We start from the raw sequence: 10,252 nt of genomic DNA, 5'->3' as shown, positions 1-10,252 counted from the left end.
GCAAGCGGTCAATCACTGCGGACACCGCACTGCGACTTGGCAGGTACTTTGGCATGGAAGCGCAGTTCTGGCTGAACCTGCAGACGCGTTACGACCTGTGTCGCGCAGAGGAGGAACTTGACGAGCGGCTTGACAAGGAGGTCACGCCGCATGCCGCGTAACTGGTCCGTTCTAACTCGAGCTTGCAGCCGACACCCGCAAACGGGCGCGGCTGAATCTAAACGTTATGTTGCCAATCAATCAGACGACCATGACTAAGCGTGAACTATTAAAGTCTTCTGCCGCCGGCGTGTTCGCGTGGGCGGCTTGAATACAAAGAACAATTGCGGGAACTGAAAATGTGAATTCACAAGTTCACAAGGGTCTCTTCGGTTCGTGCTGCAAAGACCTAAAAGACGCAATGACATCTCCACCAACCTCGTTCTTCTTTGTGGAGAAGAAAAATCTGCTCTATCTAACGGTCGGTTATGCTCAAACAGACAAAGGGCCTGGTTGGTTCGACCAAGCGGTTATCTTCTGCCCATTCTGCGGGAAGCAGTTGCAAACGAAAGAAGAAATCGCGAAGAAGGCAAATGGGTAAGCAACATAACAACCGCTTCGAGTTCGCGCCCCTTCGGGGCGCCGGACCTCGCTGTCGCTCGGCCGCTCAAGCGGAACGTTAGCCGTCGGATTCAGTAGGGTGGTCAAGAAAGCGAATCTCGAAGGCTATAAGCGCGAAGGCAAGCGCTTTATCCCGCCCATGAAGCAATTGCCGATGATGCGGGAGCAGAGTTACGTTAACGACATGCTGCCGGAGCTCATTTGGCTCGGTCTAATACACGACCGGAGCGGTTACCGATTCGGGTCCCGACTTCTAGAGACGATAGTCGAGGTCTCGACGGCGTGGCCAAAGAGCGACAAGCCCGTCAATTATGCGCTTCAGGCTGCGTATGCGAATCTCACAGACAAGCAGAAGGTGGACCTCCTGGCTGCGCTCTCAAGCGCGGGGTTCATTGACGACATCAGGTTCGCCCTAGCGCCGTTGGTGCTGCTGTACGATAACTTCGCGCTTTCTTTCGTGGGGCCACCCTCTGCCGCAATCCCCCATGAGGCCTTAGTCCAGCGTATTGCAGAGTCCGTGAAGAAGCATCTTGATAAGTACGAGACACCAGGGATCGCATTGCACGGAGCAATGCTGCTCACACGACTGGTTGCCGGGACAATCAAGTTCTCCACTCAAATCGAGGTTCCGGACTTCAATTCGGTATTTGAACGACCAGACTCCGACGAAGCGAGGAGAGCTGCATCATTCATGCGCGCAAATGCAATGGCAGAGTTCGGAATGCTAGAGCTGCCTCCTACGTGGGCTAAGCACTTTTGGAACCGCGGTGCCGAGTTAACTCCGTGTCAGCGACCTGAGTACGCGCGCGATGGGTGGTGATGAGCCGGACAGGTTTGATGCTTTCATTCTCGGCTACTGCGATGCAGTAAAGGCTGGCCTGCGGGAACGGTGGAACAAATACAGGCCGGAGATCTACAACAACGAGACATCTGAAGCGATTGGTGGCTTGGCCGCCCGACAGGCTACTCTCGCTATCGAGATTGCTACTAATCCTGGAATCTGGAACGGGCACATTGCGCCGCTTATCCTCCGATGCATGACGGACACGCACATCACGCTCGCCTGGATACTTGGCGCGCCACTGGAGCGAAGTAGGGAGTACATCCGGTTCGGTTTGGGACAAGAGAAACTCTTTCTCGAGTATCTTGAGAATGAAGCCGACGAAGCTCCAGCCGATGAGCCGGATGAGCGCATTGAGAAAATGATCGAAGTAAGAAAGAGCTGGCTCGACTCACAGTTAATGGAGTGGGCTATTGAGGTCAACGTAGGTTCCTGGTCGGGCAAGTCAACTCGAGAAATGGCAGCCGAGGCTGGATGCGAAGGGTTGTATAAGTTCGCATACGTCCCATTTAGCGGCCCCACTCACAGCATGTGGCAGCACGTAGGGGTCTATAACGTCATTCATTGCGAGAACCCGCTTCACAAGAACCACCGTATCCCAGTAGTTCCGGATCTAAGGACCGATCCAGACTTCTTGTACCGATCAGCAAAGTATGTCAGCCGAACCTATGACCTCCTAAGTGAGAAACTCAAGCTCCAGTGCGAGTTGCCATTGCCTGTTGCATTTTTCGTCGACAATCACCCATTCGGTCCTGCCAATGACGAAACCGACGACTAACAACGCGTTGCACTCGGACGGGCCTCGCGTTGCTCGGCCCGCCGGTGAACGTGGGCGTTAGATCGCCCAGACATAAGTATGGCCACTACGCCATACTCCTGATAGTCTAATTCGATGACAACCAAGTTCGAATGGGACTTCGATAAGGAAGCGGAGAACCAGCAGAAGCATGGTGTCAGCTTTAGCCTTGCCCAGGAGGCGTTCCTGGATCCGAAGCGAGTGATCGCGCAGAACCTCGTGCATAGCGAATCGGAGGAACGCTTCTACTGTTTTGGATCAGTGGGCGGAGGAGTTCTTACCGTGCGGTTCACTTACCGGAAGTACGTGATTCGCATCATCGGCGCCGGATACTGGCGCAAGGGCAAGCGGATCTATGAGCAAGAGAATCAAGTACACGGATGAGCCGATTCAGGCGAGGGTAGTTCGGGATTTCCTTCCGTCGCCCGAAGAGCTCGTTGTGGGCGAGGAGGGAGTAAAGGTAACCATTTCGCTGAGCCGTCGAAGCGTCGATTTTTTCAAGGCGGTGGCGGAGCGCAATCACACTTCCTATCAGAGGATGATTCGTCGGCTGCTGGATGAATATACGGACCAGTACCAGGACGATCTAACTAAGCGTTCCAGCGGACGCTCGAAGACTCGCGCCGCTGAACGCGAACGGTAGGCCATATGGACACTGCCGACCTCGTCACGCTGAGCGACCTTGAGCAGGCTCGAGAAGTTGTCGCGCAGCGGCGTCAAAGGTCGGTGCTGACAGCCGCACTGGGCGGGCTGCTTTTCAGCGCCGTAGTTGCCGCAGCTTCCTTGTGGCTGAACCCGACTGAAATTTGGCCAGCGATCGTTATAGCGACGGCAACCTACCTCTTATTCGGCTTGCCGTTGCTAATCCACTGGGTCCGCCACTGGCGCAGGATTGCGCGGCGCCTTTCCGAGGTTGAGGCGCAAGTCCGAGCCGGTGAAGCCGTGTACGGCGCCTTGGTGCAGTTCAGATAGCTTGTGGCCTAAATCGAGTTAGACGGCGTTGAAAGGGCTCTGGGTCGTAACCATCGAAGCACTCCCCTCGGCGAGGTCTGATGCCTTTGCGCAGTACGGCGGTGCCTTTGTACTCGTTTATGTAACCGAAACCTCGAAGGAGGCGGCATTGGCGGCGGCACAACGTGAGATTTCAGACGCCGGCTGGAATTGCAAAGCTGTGGAAAGCAATACGTACACAACTCGCGATGACTTCACAGGCGACGTTGCCGGCCTCGAGCGCTTCGACCAAGCTCTGATCGACGGTGCAGTTGTGGTATTCCATACGTATCCTGTAGAACCGGACAAAGACGATGGCGTGCACTAACGCGCCGCCGCCTAACACGTCACCGGAGCGGACGTGTGAAGGATAAAGCGCCAAGCTCAAACGTCGGCGTTCGCGCCGCTCAGCGCGGACATTAGGCGGGCTCGATGGCGAACCGCCCTATCTCGCTGTTCTGGATCGCAGCCGTTGGCTTGGCCTCCGCACTGGCATACCTGCTTCTATTGAGGGGCGCGATCGAGCTACTGCACCCGAAATTCGGCGCGGTCACACGGCTCGCCTACGCCCTGGGATTCGGCGATGGGTGGGTGTTTCATCTCGGGACCCCAGGCTACGACTTGCTCACCGGTATCGGGTGGGGCACCGCTTTGATCGTAGCGCCCGCCGTTGGGATCGCGATTGCCCTGCTCGTTGCACGGCGTGGCTTGACGCGGCGTTAGGCCTCGCTGTGACACAGTCCACGGTACTCGCTCTCCTGCCACACAGCATTCGGGCCCAATCAATCTCCTATCGCGAAGTCGTGCTCCCGCTAGACGCGGCGCTCGCGGCAATCAACATCATCGAGGCCCGCGGCCTGCACATCCTTGGCTGGGAGGGTTGGGTCAAATACCCTGACGGAAGGCATGGACACGGTGGTCCAATGGGGTCAGCTTCCTTGGAAAATCTATCTGCGGCAGATGCAGCGGAACTGTGTCGCAGGACGATCGCGGAAGAAGCCGCCAGATGGCGTGAAGAGAACCCGCAGCGGGCAGAGCAAATGTACTTCTGCATTACGACTCGAACGGGGGAGGCATGAGGAAATCGACCGTCGCGATCTGGGCGCTGAAAATTCGTTGCAGGCGCAATCGCGCGCGGACTGAACTCAAACCTCAGACGGCGGCAGGCGGGGCTCGAAGGGGCCCAGGGGCCCAGGGGCTCAGTGCCAGGCCCGTTCGGCGTCATGAGCAACGAAGCTATGCCGCAGATATTCATTGATCTCAACGCAAGGATGACAGACAACGGCTTCCTGCTTACCGAAGGCTCGTTGGCCGACCTGGCCAAGCTTGGTCTTACCCCGGAAACGGCCGTCGGAAAGAGATTCACCTTCATGGGCGGAAATGAGCACTGATCCGAGCGATCCGGGTTCGCCCAACCGTGCATGTGCACGAATGCGCCGCAGGGCGGCAGTCCTGCTGAGCGCTGCCATGGCCGCCTCGCTGGTCTATGCGTTCATTCGCCTGCGTTTTGATACCAACCAATGGCCGATCATCGTCGGGTTCATTGCCGCCGTTGTCTTCGCGGCCGGTCTTGGCTTTCGCTACGGTGCCTGGTATTGCGAAGTCGAGGGGGAGCGCCCGACTTTCGAGCTGGTGCTCTGTCCAGTCATTGTGTTTGTTCTGGCCAGCCTTGGCGGCTCTGCCGTGGCCTGTGTCCTGCTGCTCATTGAGGCCCAAAACCTACCCGCATCGCTACAACAACTCCTACTTGTCCTTCTCTTCATGCCACCGCTCGCCTTGTACGGTTTCGCTATCGTTGTCGCTGCAGCATGGCCTGCGATCCTGGTGACCCATGCTATTGCCGGATGGATGCTTGCCCGGTACAGCAGGTCCGCGTCGAGAAGTACCATAGGCTTCTTGAACTGAGCCAGGCGCCATGAGACGACTGATCATCGCTTTGATCCTTGGCCTTTGCGTCCCCGTCTCCCTTGCGGGCACACCGGAGTACAAACCCTTTGCCGAGGCGAGGGTCACTGCAGAGCAATGGCACTCATACCGAGAATCGGTGCACACGGCTCACGGTGACACGCTGAGAGTCTTCCCCGAGGAGTATCTGGAGATCCTGCACAGCCAGGACCTGGTCCTGCATTTTGCCTTCACCTTGCCGGGCCATCCCGCCCATCCGGCATGGATCACGCGCCGGGCGACGGGCGGGGTCGTGGACCAGGTCGGCTACTTTGCCGGCGATGTGGCGCCCTTCGCCGAGTTGTTCCGTGCGTACCTGGACCTGACGGAGCGGAACATTGAGGCGGCGTCGGATGAGGATCCGCGCCCTCGCCCCGAGAGCTCCGGAGGGAAGCCGGATGACGCCTGATCAGTCACGCAAGCGACCTGCGTCCCGGTGGCCGAGGCCGGTTCGTTGGGCGTTCACGGTCTGCTTCGGGATCCTCGCCTTCGCCCTGGCTTTTCGCTCCTTCATATGGGCGAGCTGGGTGCCGGCCCCGGATGAGCCCTATAGCTTCGCGGACGTGATCGAGATCTACCTGTTCTTTACCCTGCTCCTCGCCTCTCTCGGGTCATTCCTGCTGGCCGTCGTCATGGCGCTCGTAAAGCGCTGGCGCGATCCGCGCACAGTCATGGCCTTATGCCTGATCGGTGTGCTCGCGCCTTTGGCGCACTGGGTCTTGTTTCCCTTGGTACCGACCTTCAGGTTCTGGTAGCGACGACCATGCTCGCGATGTGCGCTCGCCGTTGCCATCTTGCCTGCCTGATCCTCGCCACCTTTGCCGCGGCGAAGGCGCACGCCCTGGAGTACACGGCTGTGGACGTGGAGGAAATAGAGGCTGCCATCCGCGAGTTCTACCCGGACCCCATCACCCATATCGGACCAGCGTCCTCCCGCTGCACCTATACGGCGGAGGACCCGTGCGAAGCCGATGCGAGGGTGTTTGTTGATACCCCGGACGGGCTGGAGGCGGTCACAGTGTCCAAGGTCGGTGGACACTGGATCATCGGCAAGTGGTCGAAGGAAATCATCGAGTTCCGCAACTGCAACAAGACGAAGCCGAGAAGCGAGTGTCGCGGGCCGTCCGGGCGCGTGGGCGGACGGCGTGACTAGCGCGCTCCGGTGCTGGTGGTAGAAGGCATTATGGAGGGGCAGGCCAATGACTGACCGGACTACGCCCGACGTACCGAACTCGAATTCAGCTCTGCGGAACCTGCCGTTAGACCGGCTCGCGAGACGCCTCCCGAGGGCGTTGCGGCCGGCACTTTACATGGCCGCTGCCGTCAGCCTGGGGGCGATCATCCTGCCGCCCGTGGTCGCGGCGGTCGTGGCCTTGCGGCCAGACATCGACCTGTCGACAGCGCTGGCGCTTGGGTACCGCCATATCTGGCGGTTGGCGCTGGTCGGAGGGTGTCCGGTGATCCTGTCGACGCTGGTCTACGGTCTACTGCGCGCGCTCGCCGATCATTGGCCGATTGCTCTGGCGGTTCCCGTCGTGGGCATCCCCTCTGCTCTGACTTTGCTCGTCGCGATGGGCGTTATCCTGGAGTGCGAGTCTGGCCGGGCGAGCGGCGCCGTGCTATTGCAGCCCGGATTCCTGGGCTTTGGCATGACGTTTTTGTGCATCGCCGTCGGCCTCGCATGTTTGATCGCGTGGTCAGACTTGTCGGGGAAGAGGAGATAGGATGGTCGCCGCGCGGGAGACTACTTCAAGGCAGTGCCCTCGCTGGAGGAACTGGAGCGGCTCGCTCCGCATGACTTCTGGATTGTGCAGCTCGACGGCCCTGGAGAATTTTCCAACACTGTGCGACTGAAGTTCAGGAACGGCCGGCTGGTAGAGATTTACCGACACAGGCAGTATTTCGAGTTGCCGTGACAGGCACAGAGGAGAGTCATGTATTGTTTCAACCATCATGACCGGCCCGCGATCGGCACCTGCAAGGAGTGCTGCAAGGGGCTTTGCACGGAGTGCGCAGCAGACCTGGGTCACGGCCTGGCTTGCAAAGGCCAGCACGAGAGCATGGTTGAAACCCTCAACACGATCATCACTCGGAACGCCAGCGCTTACTCGGCAGCGGAAAAGGGCGGCAGCTTCATTTTACCTGCGTTCCTGGGTTTCATCGGCGTCATACTGATCGGCCAAACCCTGTATGCAGGTCGCGGCCTGACAAGTTTCGGTGTCCTCCTGGGCGGAGGCTTCATCGCTTTCGGTGTCGTCTTCCTTCTCTTCAATCGCCGGGTCTTCGGCCCACGCAAGCGCTGACCGGGAGGCTCTCAGTGGAACTGCATTCGGCATGAAGGCAAAAGTCATTGTTCTCCTGTTGCTTTCACACGGAGTCGTAGCCGCGCTCGGATTCGCCGCCGGAATCTACATGCTGCCGATCCTGGTGGCCCCAGATGCGCCCACCATGGCCGAGATTTCAGCAGAGACCGGTGCCGCCTCGTTCACCGGGGAGTTTCGGCGAGACCTCGAGGACAGCGACGCGCTCCACTGGGGCGAGGGCACGGTTGCAGTCAGCGAGGGAACGATTTCGCTGGTCGGCCGGCTGTCGCCCGGGCCAGACTACAAGCTCTACCTTTCGCCCGAGTTCGTCGAAACCGAGGCCGACTTTAATCGGCTCAAGACGCGCATGGCGCTCGTGGGCGACGTGAAGACCTTCAACAACTTCCTTGTGCACGTGCCGCCCCATGTGGATCCGGCGCAGTACACGACAGTGATCGTCTGGTGCGAGGCGTTTGGCGAGTTCATTACGGCGGCCCAGTACCAGTCGCCTGGCCGTTGATCCACGGGCACGCTGGTAGCCGGTCCTGAAGCGGAGCTAGGAAGATGGAGACATTCGGACTCGCCGGGCCACTGGTAGTGATCGCGATCGTCGGTTTCATCTGGCTGCTGCCGATCATCATCATCATCGGCTCCGACCGCGCCACGGGCGGCGAGAAGGCCGCGTGGGTGCTGGCGGTGATCTTCGTGTCCTGGTTCGCATGGGTCTTCTACATGCTGCTGGCGCCGATCAAGAACCGCGACTGACGACAACGCACCATCAATCCAGCGGGCCGCGCAAGCCGCGTCCGCCTTCCATGCGGTAGCTGTGACGTTTGGTTCAATCAGGGCTTTGGTACCATCGCATCCAGGCAATCTGGGAGATTTCATGCGTTATTCAACCGCGTTTAGTCCCTCCACGTTGAGTTAGGCTGCTGATGAAAGCGGTGATGATTTACAGCTTCAAGGCGCGCTTCGCCGGGAATGCCGAGATCGAGTGGAGGCATCCCGAACTCGGGGCAGCGCACAAGTGCATGCTGTTTCTCGCGCAGGACGCAGAGGCAGACGACTTCCAGGCTGCGATCGCAGAATGCCAGCGTTACGGCTTCGACCAGATCGAGAACCTCCGTGTTGGTCGCTTGAGGGTTGAGGTGCTCAATACCGACCTTTACCGTGGCTTCGCTGGCTTCTACGAAGAAGCTTTGCGGTCGGGCAGCGTGGTGGTGTACTACCCAAACGATGCTGCGGTCACCGCGACGCAGCCTAACTAATCATTCAAGCCGACGTGCCTCCTGCACGCGGCTGAGCTCAGTCGTTAGCTAGCAGCATCTGCCCGCCAGCTCGCCTTGACGTGGTGCACGTACGTGCATACACTCGGCCGCAATGGACTACGAGTGGGATCCGGCCAAGGGAAGGCGGAACGCCGCGAAGCACGGCGTCGATTTCGCTGACGCCGTAATCGCCTTGTCCGACGATTCTGCGGTCACGATTCCTGATCCCGACGCTGAGGACGAAGACCGCTTCGTGTCGCTGGGCATGGATCCAATTGGCCGAGTTCTGGTGACGGTGTTCACCCATCGCGGCGAAAGGATTCGGATCATCTCGTCGCGCAAGGCATCCAGAGGCGAGCGCCGACAGTACGAGGAACACCGATGAGGAAAGAGTACGACTTTGGTAAGGGCAAGCGTGGTCCGGTGGTCAGCACACCGCCAGGCAAGACCCGAATCACTATCCGGCTTGACCAGGATGTCATCGACTGGTTTAAACGCCAGGTTGATGAGGCTGGAGGCGGCAATTACCAGACGCTGATCAATCGCGCACTGCGGGAGTACATGGGACAGACTCGCGAGCCATTGGAAGAAACTTTGCGCCGGGTTGTCCGTGAAGAGCTGAAGCATGCCAGCTAATGTTGGATGAACCTGACGATGCCGGCTGTCATGGCCCCTGCATACGCACGGTCCGCGCCAGCCGCCATCGCAGGTTATCCAGGGCGTTATGTGTTTGGGAGGTGTTGTGCTTAAGAGATTCCTTCACGGGCTCGCTTTCGGGGCCGGTTTTGGACTTGCTATGGGAGCCATCATCTTCATTGCACCGTACCTTCAGGTACGCACCCAGAATTCCAATCCCGCCGTTGAAACCACCTCCGTTAGTCCCAGTACCACACAGTCCAGCACTCGAGCGGAGGAATTCCCTCCATTTCACGAGGGCACGATTCAGGAGAGAGTCGAAATCGCTACGGCAATCACGCTGGCTCAGTATGAGAGAGCTCCCAATGGTGAAATGCAGGCAATCATTACAGAAGTACTCAAGGCGCCGACGAACTTTCAGTACTCCGTTGGCGATGAGCACGTTTCCGGGCGCTATCTGCCCGAGGTAGGACAATCCAGAGGGGACAAGCTCATAGTCTTTTTCGTGGGAAGCCCGCCTAGATTCGCGCAGTCCTACTCCGTTTACGGAGATCGAATACCCGGCGCCGGCGATATGAAACTTCAGGGCTTCTTGGAGCTAGTCCGTGCATCGGGCACATAACCATTCGCTGCAGCCGACGGCCTCGCCTTTGGCTCGGCTTCCCTCGCTGCCGCTCGGCGCGGCTGAACGGCAGAGTTAGAACTCCAGAGCCCACATTGCTATCGCTTGACGTTACTAACGCCCAGCGCTAGTATTCGCCCTTGTGATCAAGTCCTTTAAGTGTCGGGAAACAGAGCGAATCTTTGGTGGCCGGTTCTCTCGACGGCTGCCTAGAGATGTTCAACGCTTGGCTGCCAGGAAGCTCGAAATCCT

General features: G+C 58.9%; 19 protein-coding genes. All 19 read left to right on the top strand.

The window, feature by feature from the left end:
- Positions 1–11 precede the first annotated feature (11 nt).
- The 19 genes from G6N75_RS15420 to G6N75_RS03195 all read left to right on the top strand — a co-directional run bounded on the left by G6N75_RS15420 (position 12) and on the right by G6N75_RS03195 (position 9,378).
- Positions 12–161 carry a hypothetical protein gene (locus tag G6N75_RS15420; RefSeq protein WP_346765481.1) on the top strand — a complete coding sequence of 50 codons (150 nt, stop codon included), beginning with the start codon at positions 12–14 and terminating at the stop codon, positions 159–161.
- Between the two features lie 518 nt (positions 162–679).
- Positions 680–1,420, top strand: a complete 741-nt coding sequence (locus G6N75_RS03280; protein ID WP_165346640.1) for a hypothetical protein — start codon at positions 680–682, stop codon at positions 1,418–1,420.
- The gene (locus G6N75_RS03275) at positions 1,410–2,219 is read left to right on the top strand and encodes a DUF5677 domain-containing protein (RefSeq protein ID WP_165346639.1); all 810 of its coding nucleotides are present in this window, start codon (positions 1,410–1,412) and stop codon (positions 2,217–2,219) included. Before G6N75_RS03280 ends, G6N75_RS03275 begins: the two co-directional genes overlap by 11 nt.
- Before the next feature lie 114 nt (positions 2,220–2,333).
- Positions 2,334–2,621 (top strand): BrnT family toxin, encoded by a 288-nt coding sequence (locus G6N75_RS03270; RefSeq protein ID WP_165346638.1) that lies wholly within the window; start codon positions 2,334–2,336, stop codon positions 2,619–2,621.
- Complete coding sequence (locus G6N75_RS03265) at positions 2,593–2,880, top strand: hypothetical protein (protein WP_165346637.1); 288 nt, start codon at positions 2,593–2,595, stop codon at positions 2,878–2,880. The genes G6N75_RS03270 and G6N75_RS03265 overlap by 29 nt, the downstream gene beginning before the upstream one ends.
- Before the next feature lie 5 nt (positions 2,881–2,885).
- Complete coding sequence (locus G6N75_RS03260; protein ID WP_165346636.1) at positions 2,886–3,209, top strand: hypothetical protein; 324 nt, start codon at positions 2,886–2,888, stop codon at positions 3,207–3,209.
- Positions 3,210–3,237: 28 nt separating this feature from the next.
- Complete coding sequence (locus tag G6N75_RS03255) at positions 3,238–3,555, top strand: hypothetical protein (RefSeq protein WP_165346635.1); 318 nt, start codon at positions 3,238–3,240, stop codon at positions 3,553–3,555.
- An 895-nt stretch (positions 3,556–4,450) separates the two neighbouring features.
- Positions 4,451–4,618, top strand: a complete 168-nt coding sequence (locus G6N75_RS03250; protein WP_165346634.1) for a hypothetical protein — start codon at positions 4,451–4,453, stop codon at positions 4,616–4,618.
- Positions 4,608–5,132 carry a hypothetical protein gene (locus G6N75_RS03245; protein WP_165346633.1) on the top strand — a complete coding sequence of 175 codons (525 nt, stop codon included), beginning with the start codon at positions 4,608–4,610 and terminating at the stop codon, positions 5,130–5,132. The genes G6N75_RS03250 and G6N75_RS03245 overlap by 11 nt, the downstream gene beginning before the upstream one ends.
- A 10-nt stretch (positions 5,133–5,142) precedes the next feature.
- The gene (locus tag G6N75_RS03240; protein ID WP_165346632.1) at positions 5,143–5,580 is read left to right on the top strand and encodes a hypothetical protein; all 438 of its coding nucleotides are present in this window, start codon (positions 5,143–5,145) and stop codon (positions 5,578–5,580) included.
- Positions 5,570–5,926 (top strand): hypothetical protein, encoded by a 357-nt coding sequence (locus G6N75_RS03235; RefSeq protein ID WP_165346631.1) that lies wholly within the window; start codon positions 5,570–5,572, stop codon positions 5,924–5,926. Before G6N75_RS03240 ends, G6N75_RS03235 begins: the two co-directional genes overlap by 11 nt.
- An 8-nt stretch (positions 5,927–5,934) precedes the next feature.
- Positions 5,935–6,324, top strand: coding sequence for a hypothetical protein (locus G6N75_RS03230; RefSeq protein WP_165346630.1), 390 nt, complete (start codon positions 5,935–5,937; stop codon positions 6,322–6,324).
- 157 nt (positions 6,325–6,481) lie between these two features.
- Positions 6,482–6,895, top strand: coding sequence for a hypothetical protein (locus G6N75_RS03225; protein ID WP_165346629.1), 414 nt, complete (start codon positions 6,482–6,484; stop codon positions 6,893–6,895).
- Between the two features lie 210 nt (positions 6,896–7,105).
- Entirely contained in the window at positions 7,106–7,474 is a 369-nt protein-coding gene (locus tag G6N75_RS03220) for a hypothetical protein (protein ID WP_165346628.1), read from the top strand.
- A 31-nt stretch (positions 7,475–7,505) separates the two neighbouring features.
- On the top strand, positions 7,506–7,994 hold the full coding sequence (locus G6N75_RS03215) for a DM13 domain-containing protein (protein ID WP_165346627.1): 489 nt from the start codon (positions 7,506–7,508) through the stop codon (positions 7,992–7,994).
- A gap of 44 nt (positions 7,995–8,038) precedes the next feature.
- The gene (locus G6N75_RS03210; RefSeq protein ID WP_165346623.1) at positions 8,039–8,239 is read left to right on the top strand and encodes a hypothetical protein; all 201 of its coding nucleotides are present in this window, start codon (positions 8,039–8,041) and stop codon (positions 8,237–8,239) included.
- Positions 8,240–8,409: 170 nt separating this feature from the next.
- The gene (locus G6N75_RS03205; RefSeq protein WP_165346626.1) at positions 8,410–8,742 is read left to right on the top strand and encodes a hypothetical protein; all 333 of its coding nucleotides are present in this window, start codon (positions 8,410–8,412) and stop codon (positions 8,740–8,742) included.
- 112 nt (positions 8,743–8,854) lie between these two features.
- Positions 8,855–9,127, top strand: coding sequence for a BrnT family toxin (locus G6N75_RS03200; protein ID WP_165346625.1), 273 nt, complete (start codon positions 8,855–8,857; stop codon positions 9,125–9,127).
- A complete protein-coding gene (locus G6N75_RS03195) occupies positions 9,124–9,378 on the top strand; it encodes a BrnA antitoxin family protein (RefSeq protein ID WP_165346624.1) in 255 nt (84 codons plus the stop codon). Before G6N75_RS03200 ends, G6N75_RS03195 begins: the two co-directional genes overlap by 4 nt.
- The last annotated feature ends 874 nt before the right edge of the window (positions 9,379–10,252 follow it).

The sequence above is a fragment of the Thioalkalivibrio sp. XN8 genome (assembly GCF_011058255.1).
In the GTDB taxonomy this organism is placed as follows: Bacteria; Pseudomonadota; Gammaproteobacteria; order Steroidobacterales; family XN24; genus XN24.
Note: the sequence above shows the minus strand (reverse complement) of the source record. Positions and strands in the feature narration are given on the sequence as shown.

Excerpts from the sequence above, each read along its gene's own strand:
- G6N75_RS03275 (WP_165346639.1), top strand. The coding sequence starts at position 1,410 with ATGGGTGGTGATGAGCCGGACAGGTTTGATGCTTTCATTCTCGGCTAC.
- G6N75_RS03270 (WP_165346638.1), top strand. The coding sequence starts at position 2,334 with ATGACAACCAAGTTCGAATGGGACTTCGATAAGGAAGCGGAGAACCAG.
- G6N75_RS03265 (WP_165346637.1), top strand. The coding sequence starts at position 2,593 with ATGAGCAAGAGAATCAAGTACACGGATGAGCCGATTCAGGCGAGGGTA.
- G6N75_RS03260 (WP_165346636.1), top strand. The coding sequence starts at position 2,886 with ATGGACACTGCCGACCTCGTCACGCTGAGCGACCTTGAGCAGGCTCGA.
- G6N75_RS03250 (WP_165346634.1), top strand. The coding sequence starts at position 4,451 with ATGAGCAACGAAGCTATGCCGCAGATATTCATTGATCTCAACGCAAGG.
- G6N75_RS03245 (WP_165346633.1), top strand. The coding sequence starts at position 4,608 with ATGAGCACTGATCCGAGCGATCCGGGTTCGCCCAACCGTGCATGTGCA.
- G6N75_RS03240 (WP_165346632.1), top strand. The coding sequence starts at position 5,143 with ATGAGACGACTGATCATCGCTTTGATCCTTGGCCTTTGCGTCCCCGTC.
- G6N75_RS03235 (WP_165346631.1), top strand. The coding sequence starts at position 5,570 with ATGACGCCTGATCAGTCACGCAAGCGACCTGCGTCCCGGTGGCCGAGG.
- G6N75_RS03230 (WP_165346630.1), top strand. The coding sequence starts at position 5,935 with ATGCTCGCGATGTGCGCTCGCCGTTGCCATCTTGCCTGCCTGATCCTC.
- G6N75_RS03225 (WP_165346629.1), top strand. The coding sequence starts at position 6,482 with ATGGCCGCTGCCGTCAGCCTGGGGGCGATCATCCTGCCGCCCGTGGTC.
- G6N75_RS03220 (WP_165346628.1), top strand. The coding sequence starts at position 7,106 with ATGTATTGTTTCAACCATCATGACCGGCCCGCGATCGGCACCTGCAAG.
- G6N75_RS03215 (WP_165346627.1), top strand. The coding sequence starts at position 7,506 with ATGAAGGCAAAAGTCATTGTTCTCCTGTTGCTTTCACACGGAGTCGTA.
- G6N75_RS03210 (WP_165346623.1), top strand. The coding sequence starts at position 8,039 with ATGGAGACATTCGGACTCGCCGGGCCACTGGTAGTGATCGCGATCGTC.
- G6N75_RS03205 (WP_165346626.1), top strand. The coding sequence starts at position 8,410 with ATGAAAGCGGTGATGATTTACAGCTTCAAGGCGCGCTTCGCCGGGAAT.
- G6N75_RS03200 (WP_165346625.1), top strand. The coding sequence starts at position 8,855 with ATGGACTACGAGTGGGATCCGGCCAAGGGAAGGCGGAACGCCGCGAAG.
- G6N75_RS03195 (WP_165346624.1), top strand. The coding sequence starts at position 9,124 with ATGAGGAAAGAGTACGACTTTGGTAAGGGCAAGCGTGGTCCGGTGGTC.